The organism is Clostridium sp., from assembly GCF_050717635.1.
In the GTDB taxonomy this organism is placed as follows: Bacteria; Bacillota; Clostridia; order Clostridiales; family Clostridiaceae; genus Clostridium_AD.
On record NZ_JBOITO010000029.1, the window covers coordinates 76,827 to 92,207 of the forward strand.

At 30.7% G+C, this 15,381-nt stretch carries 14 protein-coding genes and 2 tRNA genes; 3 read left to right on the top strand and 13 right to left on the bottom strand.

What is annotated here, in order from left to right; all coding sequences use genetic code 11:
• Nucleotides 1-40: 40 nt before the first annotated feature.
• From ACREWB_RS12900 to ACREWB_RS12920, 5 genes are all read right to left on the bottom strand, one after another.
• Entirely contained in the window at nt 41-1,054 is a 1,014-nt protein-coding gene (locus tag ACREWB_RS12900) for a WG repeat-containing protein (RefSeq protein WP_431547853.1), read from the bottom strand.
• Between the two features lie 51 nt (nt 1,055-1,105).
• Nucleotides 1,106-1,867 (bottom strand): exodeoxyribonuclease III, encoded by a 762-nt coding sequence (locus ACREWB_RS12905; protein ID WP_431547854.1) that lies wholly within the window; start codon nt 1,865-1,867, stop codon nt 1,106-1,108.
• Between the two features lie 139 nt (nt 1,868-2,006).
• Nucleotides 2,007-4,052 carry a methyl-accepting chemotaxis protein gene (locus ACREWB_RS12910; protein WP_431547855.1) on the bottom strand — a complete coding sequence of 682 codons (2,046 nt, stop codon included), beginning with the start codon at nt 4,050-4,052 and terminating at the stop codon, nt 2,007-2,009.
• Nucleotides 4,049-4,213 (bottom strand): hypothetical protein, encoded by a 165-nt coding sequence (locus ACREWB_RS12915; RefSeq protein WP_431547856.1) that lies wholly within the window; start codon nt 4,211-4,213, stop codon nt 4,049-4,051. The genes ACREWB_RS12910 and ACREWB_RS12915 overlap by 4 nt, the downstream gene beginning before the upstream one ends.
• 4 nt (nt 4,214-4,217) lie before the next feature.
• A complete protein-coding gene (locus ACREWB_RS12920) occupies nt 4,218-5,138 on the bottom strand; it encodes a DUF4349 domain-containing protein (protein WP_431547857.1) in 921 nt (306 codons plus the stop codon).
• A 144-nt stretch (nt 5,139-5,282) separates the two neighbouring features.
• Here ACREWB_RS12920 and ACREWB_RS12925 point away from each other — a divergent pair, with 144 nt between their 5' ends.
• Nucleotides 5,283-5,570, top strand: coding sequence for a hypothetical protein (locus tag ACREWB_RS12925; protein WP_431547858.1), 288 nt, complete (start codon nt 5,283-5,285; stop codon nt 5,568-5,570).
• Between the two features lie 79 nt (nt 5,571-5,649).
• Here ACREWB_RS12925 and ACREWB_RS12930 read toward each other — a convergent pair whose 3' ends face one another.
• Nucleotides 5,650-7,122 (bottom strand): Na+/H+ antiporter NhaC family protein, encoded by a 1,473-nt coding sequence (locus tag ACREWB_RS12930; RefSeq protein ID WP_431547859.1) that lies wholly within the window; start codon nt 7,120-7,122, stop codon nt 5,650-5,652.
• Between the two features lie 255 nt (nt 7,123-7,377).
• Here ACREWB_RS12930 and ACREWB_RS12935 point away from each other — a divergent pair, with 255 nt between their 5' ends.
• Nucleotides 7,378-8,202: an MBL fold metallo-hydrolase gene (locus ACREWB_RS12935; protein WP_431547860.1), complete on the top strand. Its 825-nt coding sequence runs from the start codon at nt 7,378-7,380 to the stop codon at nt 8,200-8,202.
• Between the two features lie 9 nt (nt 8,203-8,211).
• Here the strand turns inward: ACREWB_RS12935 and ACREWB_RS12940 are convergent, their stop codons facing one another.
• The 7 genes from ACREWB_RS12940 to ACREWB_RS12970 form a co-directional block, all read right to left on the bottom strand.
• Nucleotides 8,212-11,478: a DEAD/DEAH box helicase gene (locus ACREWB_RS12940; RefSeq protein WP_431547922.1), complete on the bottom strand. Its 3,267-nt coding sequence runs from the start codon at nt 11,476-11,478 to the stop codon at nt 8,212-8,214.
• A gap of 199 nt (nt 11,479-11,677) precedes the next feature.
• Nucleotides 11,678-11,752 (bottom strand) — tRNA-Gln (locus tag ACREWB_RS12945).
• A 169-nt stretch (nt 11,753-11,921) separates the two neighbouring features.
• Nucleotides 11,922-12,308: a DUF302 domain-containing protein gene (locus ACREWB_RS12950; RefSeq protein WP_431547861.1), complete on the bottom strand. Its 387-nt coding sequence runs from the start codon at nt 12,306-12,308 to the stop codon at nt 11,922-11,924.
• Nucleotides 12,309-12,556: 248 nt separating this feature from the next.
• The gene (locus tag ACREWB_RS12955; protein WP_431547862.1) at nt 12,557-12,793 is read right to left on the bottom strand and encodes a helix-turn-helix domain-containing protein; all 237 of its coding nucleotides are present in this window, start codon (nt 12,791-12,793) and stop codon (nt 12,557-12,559) included.
• A 358-nt stretch (nt 12,794-13,151) separates the two neighbouring features.
• The gene (locus ACREWB_RS12960) at nt 13,152-13,571 is read right to left on the bottom strand and encodes a hypothetical protein (protein ID WP_431547863.1); all 420 of its coding nucleotides are present in this window, start codon (nt 13,569-13,571) and stop codon (nt 13,152-13,154) included.
• Nucleotides 13,572-13,728: 157 nt separating this feature from the next.
• A tRNA-Glu gene (locus ACREWB_RS12965) sits at nt 13,729-13,803 on the bottom strand.
• Between the two features lie 72 nt (nt 13,804-13,875).
• Entirely contained in the window at nt 13,876-14,169 is a 294-nt protein-coding gene (locus tag ACREWB_RS12970; RefSeq protein WP_431547864.1) for a hypothetical protein, read from the bottom strand.
• 133 nt (nt 14,170-14,302) lie between these two features.
• Between ACREWB_RS12970 and ACREWB_RS12975 the strand changes: the two genes are divergently transcribed.
• The gene (locus ACREWB_RS12975) at nt 14,303-15,313 is read left to right on the top strand and encodes a patatin-like phospholipase family protein (RefSeq protein WP_431547865.1); all 1,011 of its coding nucleotides are present in this window, start codon (nt 14,303-14,305) and stop codon (nt 15,311-15,313) included.
• Nucleotides 15,314-15,381 lie beyond the last annotated feature (68 nt).

Sequence of the window (15,381 nt, forward strand, 5' to 3'; positions counted from 1 at the left end):
TAAAGCACCTATAATTTATATAGATGCTTATTCTAGAATTTTAAGATTGTAATTTCCAAAGGTATTCCCCTAGTTTATCAATATATCCAATTCTCTTTCCTAGTTCAACTCTTGCAATTCCATCAGTAAATTCATAGGCCTCTTCAAAACTTGCATCTATTACTATTTTACCGATGCAATCTATGTAACCCCACTTCTCTCCTATTTGAACAGCTATTAAACCTTCGCTTATAATATCCACATCATCAAAAATAGCAGGTATTATAATACTGCCACTTTTATCAATGAAACCGTATTTGTCGTTTTCAGAAATTGCAGCAATTCCCTTGTAAAAGCTATCTGCCCATTGAAAGCTAGGCTTTATGACAATCTTACCCTTGTCATCTATAAATCCGTATTTATCTCTTACTTCAACTGGTGCTAAACCTTCATTGAATTCTCCAGCCACTGTATAATGAAGCGGTATAATGTTCTCTCCACTACTATTTATATATCCATACCTTCCATTAGTGCAAACAGGTGCAATGCCATCTTTAAAGGCATAAGCATAATCGTATTTTGCATCTATTATAACTTTTCCATCTTTATCTATATAAGCTATTTTGCCGCCTATTTGAACTGCTGCTAGTCCTTCACTAAAATCCTGAGCATCTAGAAAACTCGTTGGAACTACTTCACTACCTTCGTTATCTATATAACCCCACATATATCCACTTTTCACGGCTGCTCTTCCTTCCATAAAGAAATTAGTTTCTTCATATTTTGGATTCACAATAAGGTTTCCACGCATATCAATATATCCACTCAGACCTTTTAATTTTACTTCTGCAAAGCCTTCACTAAACTGCCTAACATCATCATACACAGGCTCAATTACGAACTCTCCAGCCTTATTAATAAAACCATACTTATCTTCTACACTGGCTATTGCAAGGTTATCGTAAAACTCCTCTGCATAATCAAATTTATTTTCTATAACTATTATTCCTTCCCTATCTATATACCCGTATTTCTTTTTTAGTTTAATAGGATATAAGTTTATCTCAATATTCATATATTATAACTTCCTCCCTCAAAATATCTTATTATATACATTAAATAATTTTTACAGCAGATTAATACTAACAGGACAATGATCGGATCCTATAACCTCATTTAAAATATCTGCACCCTTTATTTCACACAACAAATCCTGGGTTACAAAGAAATAATCAATTCTCCATCCCACATTTTTTTCTCTAGCCTTAAACCTATAACTCCACCAAGAGTATTTTGTCTCTGCTCCGTGTAGATATCTAAAGGTATCTACATACCCACTGGATATGAACTTATCCATCCAAGCCCTCTCTATAGGCAGGAATCCTGAATATTTTTCGTTTGCCTTTGGATTTTTAAGATCAATTGCATTATGAGCAGTATTATAGTCTCCACAAATAATTAATTTTTTACCTTTTGCCCTAAGTATTTCGCAGTAATCTAATAGTGCATCATAGAAATCCATTTTATAATTTAATCTTATTTCATCCTTTTGACCATTAGGAAAATATATGTTTAAAAGAGTGAATTCTTCGAATTCGGTTATTACTATTCTACCTTCACTATCAAATCGCTCTATTCCAATGCCATAAGTAACAGATATAGGTTTTTGCTTAGTGTATGTAGCTACCCCACTATATCCTTTCTTTTCTGCACAAGAAAAATATGAGTAATAACCTTCTATATTTTTAAGCTCTTCGCTGATTTGAACTTCTTGAATTTTTGTCTCTTGAATGCATAAAATTTCTGGCTGTTCTTTTAAAACCCAATCAATAAATCCTTTACCTTTTATAGCTCTAATACCATTTACATTCCACGAATATATCTTCATAAAAACACCTTCCTTATACAGTTATTTTATAGGCTTTAACTAACTATACATTTATTATTTAATATCTGCAATCCAATATTATTCACTAAATAGTAAAAGCACCTAAATAAATCAGGTGCTTTACTCAAAATAAATTTTACTATATTTTAAATCTACTGATACTTTCTCTTAAATTTTCAGCAAGAGCGTTTAAATTTTCCGCAGCACTTACTATTTCTTGAAGTCCGGCAGCTTGTTCTTCTGTAGAAGCACTTACCTCTTCTGACGTTGCAGCTGTCTCTTGTGATACAGCTGCTGCATTTTCAATTTTTTCACTTACTTTATCTTTATAACTACTTATTTCTTTTAAAGAGTTATTTACACTATTCATATCATTTTGAAGTAATTCCATTGCGCATTCAATCTTCTTGAATGTATCATTAGTAGTTTGCACATTTTTACCAGTTTTAGCGTCTAACTCTTTAGAATATATTATTTGCTCCAGGACTCCATCAACACTTATCCTTATTACGCTTACTACCTTTTCAATTTCAGTAGCTGAAACCGAAGATTGCTCTGCAAGTTTTCTAACCTCATCTGCAACCACTGCAAAGCCTCTTCCTGCCTCTCCTGCTCTTGCTGCTTCTATACTAGCATTTAAGGCTAATAAATTTGTTTGCTCTGTTATTGCCTTTATAGTATCAGTTATTGCGCTAATTTTATTTGAATTTTCAGCTAAAATTTCTACCTTCTTAGCTACTTCATTATTAGCCTTAGTATTTTCTTCGAATACACTCCTTAAATTATTAACAACAATAATTCCTTCTTCAGTTGAGTGTTTAACCTCTAAAGATGCTTTAATCATATTTTTGGCATTAATAGTAGTTTTATTTACTTCTTCTCCTAGTGTGATGGAATAATTAACACTATCCTCTAGAATTTGAGACTGCTCATTTGCACCTTGTGCAATTTGCTGCACCGCTCTTGCAACTTCATCCCCAACAGCATTAGATTCTTCAGTAGTGGCCGCTAAAGATTCTGCTGAATCTTTAACTTTATTTGAACTATCTACAACATTCCCTAAAACTACAACCATATCTCCTATCATATTATTTACCGATTCAATAATTTCTTGTACTTCTAGGCTTGCATTTTTATTTTGATTAACTCGTTGGGTGAAATCCCCTTCTTTAATTTTAGCTAATACACTAATTAATTTTTCCATGGGCTTTGTTATTTTAGACGAAAATATGGTTCCTACTACAATCATAAATATAAGTGATAATACTAAAACTATAAAGGGTATTGTTAATCCTGTTATAATCTTTGATGTTTGTTCTGATAATGGAATAAAACCTACTGCAGTTAAATTAGTTTTTTCATCTAATTTCTTATAAACTAAATATTTTTTTTCATTTATGTTTAACGTAAGTTTATTTTCTTTAGAATCCATAATGTTTTTTATCCAAGGCTGTTCTTTTGTGGTTTGTCCTAACAATTCTTTGTCACTGTGAGCTATAATTGTTCCTGTGCTGTCTATTACAGCTGAATAGCCGTTTTCACCTAATTTAATATTCTGAACCATATTAGAGATTAGTTCTAAGTCTACATCTATTCCGATTGCGCCTACAATGTTTCCTTCGTTATCTTTAACTGATTTTGCAAAAGTAATTACATATTTTTTAAGTTCAGGTTTAGCAGCATCTATATATGGATTTGTAGAAATTATTTTGCCTTCATTAGTAATTGCATCCTTATACCAACCTCTTGAAGTTGGATCATAATCTTCAGGTAAGTCAGTCTTTGGTGCAAGGTACATCTGCTTATCTGTAGTCCCAAGATATATGTTTAAAGTATCTGGATGAGTTTTTATGAATCCCTCAAAGCTTTTCATTAGCCATTGTGCAGAATCAGGATTTGCATTAATCATCACTGCGTTTGGATCGTTAGATAACATTTCTGTAGATTCAGAATTTGATTTATATAATGAGTCTATAGCCTCATTCACTCTTGAAGTAGTTTGATTTGCACTGCTATCAAATTCGCTTTTTAAATTCTTCGATAAACTGTAATATGTACCCAAAGAAACTAATAATATAGGTAGAAATGATGCCACTATAAGCAATGATATTAACTGGAAACTTAATTTTTTACCTTTTGGTTTTCTTTCCTTTATAACTTTTTTGCTGAATAAGTTTTTCTTCACAATATAACCCCCGCTTCATTTTTAATGTTATTATATATTTCGACATATTCTTTATAATCTTTAATGTTATCTGTATATTTTCTAACTTCGTAAATAAAAAAAGTAGAAGCATAACCATATGCTTCTACTTTTTTTATATTGTTGTTTTTACTAGATCTCATGTATTCAGTTTCTTTTTCTGAGTTTATATATAAATCTAATTATTAAAAGTACAATAGACAATATAACTAAATAAGGTATGCATATAGATATAATAACAATAAATCCTTTACCAAAATCAATTAACGAATTCACTGAATTAACAAATCCATTTGCAATTTTATCTCCAAGAGAAACAGGATTTTCCTTAATTGTATGGACTTCAGAAATTTGTATGTTTAGTGTGCAAAAATCTATTAAGTTATCCCATTTTTTAAGACTACCGGTTAAATTTTCAATTTCATAGCGAACTCTATTTAATTCATTTTCTAATGCTATTATATCTTTAAGTTCACCAGTTTTTTTTAGAAGTTCTATAAGTCTTTCCTCTTGAATAGTTAATGATTTTAAATGTGCCTGTGTATCAAAATATACAGAAGTTATATCTTCAGTTGAAATTTGTTGATCTGTAATGCTTCCCCAATTACCAATATTTAGTATGAAATTATCAAATTTGACTTTAGGAATTCTTAGTATAAATTCACCTCTTCTATTTTCTTCAGATGATTTTGATTCAATGCTTTTACCTGAAACATTTGAACTTTGCACATATGCTCCTATACTACTAGTCTTACTTAAAATTTGTTTTACGGTTTCATCAAAGCTTAATGTTTCCATCTGTATAGAGCCGTTTCTTATTATCTTACCCTGACCATTTAGTGGATCAACTGTAGTCTGCTTAGAAGGATTTTCTTTCTTATTATCATTTTTCACATCATTAGTGGCAGAGTTATCACTTAAACCACTTTTATCTTCAGAAACCGCCGTTTGAGATTTAGATACGTAATTTGAAGTAGAATTAGATTTTTTGCTGCACCCCACAGCAGCCATACTAACAATTGCTATTGCTATTAGTAATGGTAATATACTTTTAATTTTTACTTTCACAATATATCCCCCCTTAATTTATGCTATATATATATATATACGTAAATATTTTATAAAAATATGAAATTTTTCATAAAATATATATAATTACTAGCACCCTTATAGTTGAATCTGAATATTATTATAGTAAAAGGAGGCTTATACATGATTTCCAGAGAAAAATATGTTGGTAGTAAAGAAGAATTTTATTTTTTTTTAAAAGACGAAGTTATAAAATTATTTAAGGATAAACTTAAAATTGAAGGGACACGTGTTTTAATACCAGAAGATGAAAAAATAGTTTATGAATTTAATTATGTAAGCGACAAGAATTACGGAAATTTGTCAATAAACGTTACATGGGGACATAACACAGATGAAAATAAGTTTTCTGAAGAAGATATTCAAGAAGATTTAAGTATGGTTATAGATAAATTTTTGACTATGGATTAATTTAACCTTGAAATTACCTGAGGATGCTATATTTTCTTTTCCTCAAAATCTATTAACGCTCCTCAGGGTTTTTACATATCTACAAATTTTTCTTTAATCTTACCTTAGGTTCACTTGGTAATCTAAATAATGGTACAAATCTATCTAATCCTGTTAGGGTAAGTATTAACAATGAGCCTACTGCTACCATAGCCATAAAGTTATATTTTATTATATCAATAGGTACAAAGTTGTGAAGTGGATAAACAGCTGATGCTATCCCCACGTAGAAACCTATATATACGTGCCACGGAATAAGCTGCGACCCGAAAACACCAAGTGCATCTCCAAAAGTAGCATTTCTTAAGCGTAATGTGTACATATCTTCTTCGCTAGCTTCTACGTTATCTTCAAGTAAATCTTTAATTATTGGTCCTACTGTTACAATTTGTGCCATTTCGTCTGCCAATGCGGCATTTCCTAAAATGCACAATACTCCATTACAAAACATAAGTTGTCGTACATTTTTTGAAATATACGCAATGAATCTTGATATTGGAGCAAATGCATGCATTTTACCCATTATACCTCCAAAGGCACCAACCCACATCATCATAACAATAACCCAGGAACCTGCGTCTGAAAATCCGGTCTTCATTAATCCTAAAAATTCAGTTACAGATTCTATTGTTCCTGATACCAGACCAAGAATTAAAGAAGCTATTATTCCAATTCCTAAACATGCAATAGTTGGAAGACCTTTAATTGCTACTACAAGTACAATTAATAATGGAATTATCATATAAACAGGAACCCCAGTTTTTACTTGATTTAAAAGTTCAACCGCAGATGGTCTGGCTTTTTCAAGTGATGCCCATACATCTTTTGGAATTTGATTTATTGCTTCCCCTGCATTACCAGCTATATTTGGTAGTCCCATTCCAATGCTTACGAAATAGAAGATAATAGCAGTTATTACTAGACACATAAGTGACCATACCCCTTGATGCCTAATTCTGTGAATAACTTCAACCTTTTGAATACCTGAACTTACTACTGTTGTATCAGAAATAAGTCCTATATTGTCTCCAAAACAAGCTCCACCAGCAATTGCTGCTGTAGTAAGTAATACATTCCCTCCTAGTATATGGTTAAGCCATAGGAAAATTGGAGCACAAGCTGCAAAAGTCCCCCATGAAGTACCTGTTGCAATTGATAATATTGACGTCACTAAAAATCCTGTAACAGCTACCGTTCTAGCAGTTACTCCAAGAGTTAATGAAATATTAATTATTGATGCGCCTACTCCTGTGGCCATAAATGCTTCTGCCATTGCATAAGCTGCCATTAAAATAAAGAAAACCAACTGCATTTCTTTTACGTTATCCACGGCAGAATTAACAATATCATTAAACTTAAATTTACATGTTAACGATGCTATTATAGCTGCGTAAATAGTTGCAATTGGTGCTGCAATCAATACATCCATTCCAGATATCATGAGCCCGGCCATTACAAATACCGGTGTTAATTTTAATAGGTCAAACGTGAATGATTTTAATAAGCGAATCATGTAAAAGTCCTCCATTCGGATTTTTATTTCGTTTACATAAAGTTACATTCTTTTCAACCTCGCATAAACATTCCTAAGTACATTTTACAGTATACGTCATATTTCTCTATAATTCAATTATAATCGTTGTGTTTTGGTAACAGATGTAATAATAATTTTACATAGTATAAATTTTTGCCTCTTATGATATAATTTATATAGAATAATATTTTTAAACACACTTTAACAAATATATTGAAAACTAAGAGGTATGAAATGAGTTTTAATAAAACTACTAAAATAATTGAATATATGTATAAATTGCATCGTAGAAACTTTAAGTATTACTTTAGACCTATGCTTACTCCATTACACGAGCCTGTAGTAACAAATTCTATTCACTGGGTTGGACATGCAACTGTAGTGATTAATTTAAACGGAAAAATTATCGTAACTGACCCTGTAACTAGTATAAATCTTGGTCAATTAAAAAGACTAATTAAACCCTCTTTAAACTTGGCTTCCATTAATATTGATTATATACTGCTATCTCATGGACATATGGATCATATGAATTACACCACTTTAAGGAAGATAAATAAAACTGCTATAGTTATTGCACCTAAAAATTTAAACATATCACTAAAAATTTTAGGCTTTAAAAATATATTCCTTCTAACCAATGATGAAACTTATAAAGATAATCACGTAGAAATAAAAGCTTTAAAAGCGAACCATGATGGTAGAAGATACCCATGGGGCGTTAAAGCTGATAGCAATTCCTATTTAATACAAAACAACTCAAAAAAAATCTTTTTTGCTGGCGATACTGCCTATACCGATGTATATAAAGATTTAATGGCGGATGTTGCTATCATGCCCGTAGGTTGCTATAAACCTGATGAGTTTCAAGAAATGCATTGTTCTCCACAGCAAAGTTTTAAAATGTTTAAAATGACAAAATCTACATTCATGATTCCAATTCATTATAAAACTTATATTTTAGCGCAAGATGATGATGAGGTTACTTGTGATACTTTAGAAAGAATAAATGATGGTAGCATAAAAATTACTGAAATCGGAGAAACCGTAAAGTTTTGAAGAATTATGTTAAATGAATAATTCTTCAATTTCATTTAAACTCATTTGGGAAAGAAATAATTCTGCTCCTGTTTCATCATTAATTACACTATCAATAATCGCTTTTTTCTTTTGTTGCAACTTAAATATTTTTTCTTCTATAGTTCCTCTTGCTATTAATTTTATCACTTCTACTGTTTTCTTTTGACCTATTCTATGAGCTCTATCTGTAGCTTGAGCTTCCACTGCAGGATTCCACCAAGGATCAAAGTGTATTACCATATCTGCGCCTGTAAGGTTTATACCCATACCTCCTGCTTTTAGAGAAATTAAAAATACCTGTGTATCACCTTCATTAAAGGTTTTAACCATTTCGATTCTTTTTTCTGATTTAGTAGCTCCATCTAGGTACATATACTTTATCTCTTTGTCTTCTAACCTCTTAGAAATATTTTTTAACACTCTAGTAAATTGAGAAAATATTAATATTCTATGACCCTCCTCTAAACTATTTTCTAAAATTTCATCCAGTGCTTCTAGTTTGCCACTACCTCCATTATAATTTTCTATGAAGGTAGACGGGTCACAACATATCTGTCTTAGCCTTGTTAAGATTGACAGTACTTTAAACTTACTTTTATTGAAACCTTTGCTTTTTATATTTTCTTCTAGTTCTCCTTTTGCCTCCTGTAAATAGGCTAAATATACCTTCTTCTGCCCTTCGGTCATTTCTACTGATATTCTATGTTCTATTTTAGATGGTAACTCTTTCGCAACCTCTGCTTTGGTCCTTCTTAATATAAATGGTTTTACATGATTATTAAGTTCTTGAAGCGCCTCGTGACTTCCATCTTTCACAATTGGCACTTCATATTTTTTTGTGAAAGCACTGTGATTCAAAAGATACCCTGGCATTATAAAATCGAAAATTGACCAAAGCTCTGTTAGAGAATTTTCAATAGGGGTACCTGTAAGGGCAAATTTACCTAAGGCATTTATACTTTTCACAGAGTGTGCATTTAATGAGTTGAAATTCTTAATTTGCTGCGCCTCATCTAGAAAACAATATCTAAATTTAACTTTTTCGTAGTCTTCAAGATCCCGCCTTATAAGTGCATAGGAAGTTATAACTAAATCGTAATTATTAATGTTTTGTTTTTGATCTTCTCTCTGGCTTTTATTCCCTGAGACTACTATGCAATTTAAGGATGGTGCAAATTTTTCTATTTCGTCCTTCCAATTATATACAAGTGATGTAGGACAGACCACTAGTGATGGTTGTTTAGTTTCATTTCCTTCCACTTCAGACTGAATGAAGGCTATAGCCTCAAGTGTTTTACCCAATCCCATTTCATCTGCAAGTATCCCTCCAAACCCACAGCTGGCAAGAGTTTTCAACCACTTAAAACCTGCCTTTTGATAGGGCCTCATTATAATATCTAGACTTTTAGGTACTTGGGTTTTAATTTCTTTAATATCCTTAACAGCATATATTAACTCTTTAAATTTTTTGTTTTTGTCCACAAAGTCCATCTGTTCATGTTTTAATTTTTCTTCAATATAAATAGCATTATATTTGGAAAGTATAATTTTATCTTTTAAAAAATCGCTATCCTTTATATTTAGATATTCTATCATTTGAGCAACCTTTAATAGATTATTTGAATCCAATAATACAAAGCTATCATTTTTGAGTTTATAATATTTTCTTTTTTCTTTTAAAGCCGAAAAAACCTCCCTAAGTTCTGTTTTATCAACTCCCTCAATGCTAAAGCTAAATTCTAAAAGATTTTCTTTATTAAGTTTTATGTTTGACTTACATGAAGAGTTGCCATGAATCTTAATTTTCTTGAATTCCTCAGAATAATATACCTGGGCTACGGTTCTAAGTTTTTCTAATCCTGAAACTAAAAACTCTAAGAGCACTGATTCATCTGTAACTTCAAACCCCTTATATGTATTAACAAAACCAAACTGGTGAAATAAGTTTATGATCTCCATTTCCTTATCTATATCTCTTATCAGTACCCTTCCCTCTTGTGCACTATTTTCTTTACTATTAAAAGGATTTATCTCTGTATCTCCATACTTAAAAGTTATTATCACCTCTATATTCTCAGCAATTTTTTCAAAGAAAACCATTGGCTTAAGTGTTTCTATATAAAATTCACTTTCTACAGATGTGTCAATGGTAACACTATTACTTATTTTTTTTAGAGTTGGAAGAAGGAACGATGCTACATCATCTTTCTCTTCTTCATAAAATTCTATAAAATTGTTATCATCCTCTTTAAATCTATTATAAAAAGGTAAATATAAATACCTTTGCCAACTTGGCGGCTCATATATTTTTCCTTCATAAAAAAAGAATTCACCATCATTGCAAAGTATAGTTGGCATCTGATCCTTTTGTCTCAGTAAAAATTTATTACTTTCTCTATTGATTTCAAATTCTAGGGGCATAGCCTCATGTGATATAAGAACATTAGTAAATACTTGGTCTTTTATTACCGCTGTTATAGGTCTATTGCTTAAACATTTAAATAATCTTTTAACCATACTCTCTGTAAAATATGCCTTTTTCCCAGATAGGAACTTTACAGAACGGCGAACATATACTTCTGAGGCTTCCGCCACAGCCTCTAGTTCACTGGCTTCTTTGAAAAGCTCTATTATATTTAAATCTTCTTTTTTAAATAAGTGAAGATATGGATTATACGTAAATTTTTTACCGAATTCTATAATTTCTAAACCATTATTATAGCAAGCGAAAAATTGTTTTATATTTTTAACTACATAAAGCTTATCCTCACCAATCTTAAGTTCCACACAAGCTTTTCTATTATCATTATTAGAATCATGATAATACTTTACTTCTATATCTAAATATTGTTTTGCTATTTTAATGGTACTTATATTTTTAGTTATTTGTTTGATTAAGTTATTTGTTTTAGCCATTTTCTGTTTCTTAATAATTTGTTCTTTTTCATTAGAATATTTTAAACATGTAGCCACTATATGTTTGCACATAGATTTCCCGCCAAAATAACCATATGAATCATTACATTCGCACTTATAACTTATAAAAGAACTAATATTATTAAAACTTATTTCGACTTTATTAAGAGTTGAATTTGAAGATTCTACATTTGAAGTTATGTTAGTTTCCTTATAATTGTCTTGTTCTTTTATTTCTATATTAATATCTAAAACCTTATTACTTAAATAGTCCTCAGTTCCAAATTTATAAGAATCTTTATTCGTGTATTCTAGTATATTTTTTTCGTTAATATCAATCAAAAGTTTCACCCCACAGAATTTTTCACACCATATATATTATAATTATTACCATGCAAAAATGCAATTGAAAAGCACACTCAAGAGTCCCTAAAAGCAATGCACAAATTTTATAAAAATAACCCCATCAAAAATAAATTTTTGATGGGGTTATTTTGTCTACAGAAATACTATTGTTTTATATATAATTAAATTCATTTGGCTGGGGTGGAAGGATTCGAACCTGCGCATACCAGAGTCAGAGTCTAGTGCCTTACCGCTTGGCTACACCCCAATAAAACCGAAAAATTAGATAGTGACTTTTAGAAAAATTGAACTCTTGAGTCGTTGAAATCACTTTGTAACTTTCTGTTATTTAATATAACATATATATACCCTCTTTGCAAGAGTATATCCTTTTATAAATTCATAGTTTTACTTCTTAACAGGATAGGTTTTAATTTTTATACCGCAGCATCAATAGATTTCTTAAGTACATTCTCAATATCCTTCGCTAAAGCTATAATTTCTTCACTACCTATCATCTGTATAAGTTCCGTAGGTTTAATCATTCCAATATAAATAGAGCCTTCTTTTTCATAGACTACCATTTTACAAGGTAAAAAATATCCTATTTCAATATTTCTGTTTAATACCTCTTGAGCTTGAACTGGATTACACACTTCTAAAATCTTAAAATTACTATCAAACTCTAATCCTTTTTCTTTTAGTTTATCCTTAAAGTTAAGTTCAAATAACACTCCAAACTTATTTTCAGATAAACTCTTTTTTAAGCTTTCAACCGCCTCATCAAATGATTTTCCGGATTTTACTTCATATTTAATACTCATAGTGTCCTCCTCTATTTTAGAATTATTTTTATAATTGTCAGATATGATATGTCTTAATTACTTAAGTCCATAACCTTTAGTTCCCTCGTTTATACCCATGCCGGGTATAAACTTATATTAACATATCGAAAGTTTATCTGTCAATAATAATTTTGATATATTTATGTATTAAGATATATAAATAGCTAGCATTTAAAATTGAAATTGACCAGAGTATCAAAGATATTTCCATTATCAACGGTGAATCCTCAGTGACTGTATTTATTTTTATACTCTATTGGTGATATACCTGTTATTTTTCGAAATGTCTTTGTAAACTGCTTTGCATCCTTATAGCCTACCATATTTGCAACTTCATAAATCTTATGATTAGGATTATCAAGTAATAATTCTATGGCTTTTTCAACTCTTAATTTTTTTAAATAATTAACAAAAGTTTCTCCTGTATATGTTTTAAAAAGCTCACAAAAGTATGTATAATTCAAGCTAAGTTAGTGGAATTATTATCCGTATTTGCTAACCGTTCATCTATATTTTTATATATATCAATAAATGCTTCATTTGCTTGAAAATATGTCTCTTTTATAGTTTGGATAGATTTATGATTTTTACTTATTCCTACTGCATAATTAGGAGCATTTTCAATAAGATTTACCAGAAAATTATTTTCTGGTGTAATTACTACCCAAAAACCTTCTGCATTAAAAAAATATACTAGCTTACCATATTTACTTTTTTCTGATTGCTACAGTAGGAGTGATTTTCATATCCTCAGATTTAATATTTACTATTGTTACTCTCATTAACTCAACCTTGTCCTTATTTACGGGCACAAATATTCTTTCATATGAATACCGCCTCTATTTCAACAACCTCTTCTTTTATAGTGGTAAGGATAATCTTATAAATTTTTGCGCCATCATCTCCATAGGTGTTTGTTTTTTTAGAATTATGGTAGGTTACGTCTACTTTTGAAAGAAACCTAAATTGCACTTCATTTGCTTCAATTAAGAACCACCCTGGCAGTATTGGTTTAAATGTAAGTTTCAATTCATTATGTTCATAAGTGAATACCTTATGACCAGCCATCATGATAAAACACATACTTAGCATTTCAGCTGTTGATCCACTTAGTCTTGCAACATAACCACGACCATGAACTGCTTCATCTGGATTCACTGAGCTTGCGATAAAGGATGAATTCTCAAGAATATTTCTCCCATATACCTCAGGGTTCATAAAGGGGGGAAATGCTGTTTGCATATCTTCATAATACTCATCGTATAAACCTGACTTAAGAAGTATAGTACTCTTTATTATTATTCTGCATGAGGTTGGGTTAGAGATGGATATATCTGAATAAAACCCATAAAAAAAATAGCAAGCTTTACATAAATGTAAAGCTTGCTATTTCAACATTTGGTGACTCCTAGGGGAATTGAACCCCTGATTCCACCGTGAGAGGGTGGTGTCTTAACCTCTTGACCAAGGAGCCAAATTATCACTACGAGATTCATTATATTACTTTATTTGCTATAAGTCAAATAGATAATTAAGTCAATTAAGTCTAACAGTTGTTTTCAAACTTTTTCATTTGTTCCTTAAGTTCATCTATTTGTTTTTGTAAATCAGCATTTTTTCCAGCAGCGTTGCTGCTACTATTCCCACTATTTTGATTTTGCTCTTGAGCTTGAAGATTTTGAGCCTGAGCGGCAATAATTAAAACAATCTGCCCCACACCTTCTATAAAATTGCCTATTACATTTTGTCCATTAATATTAAGTTTAGAAGCAATTATAACGCCCGTTACTGTTGCTAAAGTAGCTAATTCGGAAGGTGTGTAATCTTCTAACTTTTTCATTATATTCTCTTTTATAAAATTGTTATAATCTAATATATTCTTTATATAAAAAAGTGTAACACAAAATAATTTTTGCTGATATATGTCATGTAAATAACATTCTTCATATATTACTCATAAAGGGGTGGTATATATGGATATGTATAGTAAGCGAAAATTTGCAGATGCAGTTTTTGAAGGCGGCGGAATTAAAGGTATTGGACTAGTAGGAGCCTTAAAAATATTTGAGATCAATGGATACCAGTGGAAAAACCTTTCTGGAACCTCCGCAGGTTCAATTGTGGCTTCACTAGTTGCAGTAGGATACTCAGCCGAAGAAATAAAAACATTAATGCTGCAACTAGATTATACAAAAGTTGCCGATAAAACTCATTTTAACATACCTATATTCTCTAATTCTTACAATTTACTTTTTAAAAAAGGAGTATTTAAAGGTGATTATATAAAAAACTGGCTTGATGAAGCTCTGGCAAGTAAACTTAAACTTCCAAATGGAAGAAAAGTAACATTTGGAGATTTAACAAATTCAAATGAAAACGGTATACTTTTAAATGACAATAAGTACAAAAGAAAATACAAACTGCATATTATAGCAACGGATATCAGTAATGGAAAGATGCTAATCCTTCCAGAAGACATTGCTGAATACGGTATAAATCCTGATGATCTGGAAGTGGGTTTGGCAATAAGAATGAGCATATCTATTCCCTATTTTTTTCAACCTGTAAAATTAAATAATGAAAACACTAATAAAAAGTCATTTATTGTTGATGGAGGGGTTTTAAGCAATTATCCGGTTTGGCTTTTCGATGTAAAAGGCATTCCTCGCTGGCCAACCATTGGTTTTAAACTTGGAGGTAACAAAGAAATAAGAGAACATAAGATTACAAATATATTTAATTTTACTAGCTCAATTATTGAGACTATGCTAGAAGCACAAGATGATATTCATATAAAAGACATGGATTATTTGCGTACTGTAAAGATAAATACTCTTGATATTAAAACTACGGATTTTAATATTGGCAGCGAAAAGATTATGAGTTTATATAATTCCGGAGAAATTTGTGCCAAAGAGTTCCTCAAAAATTGGAAAATAAATTATAGAAAGCATGAAATTCTCAGAAGCAACACTTATAAATAAGACATACTATTAAATAGATAAATTTTATGCAACGCTATGTACATTTTTTATGCGTATGTTCTTAATCA

Bases quoted from the DNA above. Each gene is read 5' to 3' on its own strand.
- ACREWB_RS12900 (WP_431547853.1), bottom strand. From the start codon at position 1,054: ATGAATATTGAGATAAACTTATATCCTATTAAACTAAAAAAGAAATAC.
- ACREWB_RS12905 (WP_431547854.1), bottom strand. From the start codon at position 1,867: ATGAAGATATATTCGTGGAATGTAAATGGTATTAGAGCTATAAAAGGT.
- ACREWB_RS12915 (WP_431547856.1), bottom strand. From the start codon at position 4,213: ATGAGATCTAGTAAAAACAACAATATAAAAAAAGTAGAAGCATATGGT.
- ACREWB_RS12925 (WP_431547858.1), top strand. From the start codon at position 5,283: ATGATTTCCAGAGAAAAATATGTTGGTAGTAAAGAAGAATTTTATTTT.
- ACREWB_RS12930 (WP_431547859.1), bottom strand. From the start codon at position 7,122: ATGATTCGCTTATTAAAATCATTCACGTTTGACCTATTAAAATTAACA.
- ACREWB_RS12935 (WP_431547860.1), top strand. From the start codon at position 7,378: ATGAGTTTTAATAAAACTACTAAAATAATTGAATATATGTATAAATTG.
- ACREWB_RS12950 (WP_431547861.1), bottom strand. From the start codon at position 12,308: ATGAGTATTAAATATGAAGTAAAATCCGGAAAATCATTTGATGAGGCG.
- ACREWB_RS12960 (WP_431547863.1), bottom strand. From the start codon at position 13,571: ATGCAAACAGCATTTCCCCCCTTTATGAACCCTGAGGTATATGGGAGA.
- ACREWB_RS12970 (WP_431547864.1), bottom strand. From the start codon at position 14,169: ATGAAAAAGTTAGAAGATTACACACCTTCCGAATTAGCTACTTTAGCA.
- ACREWB_RS12975 (WP_431547865.1), top strand. From the start codon at position 14,303: ATGGATATGTATAGTAAGCGAAAATTTGCAGATGCAGTTTTTGAAGGC.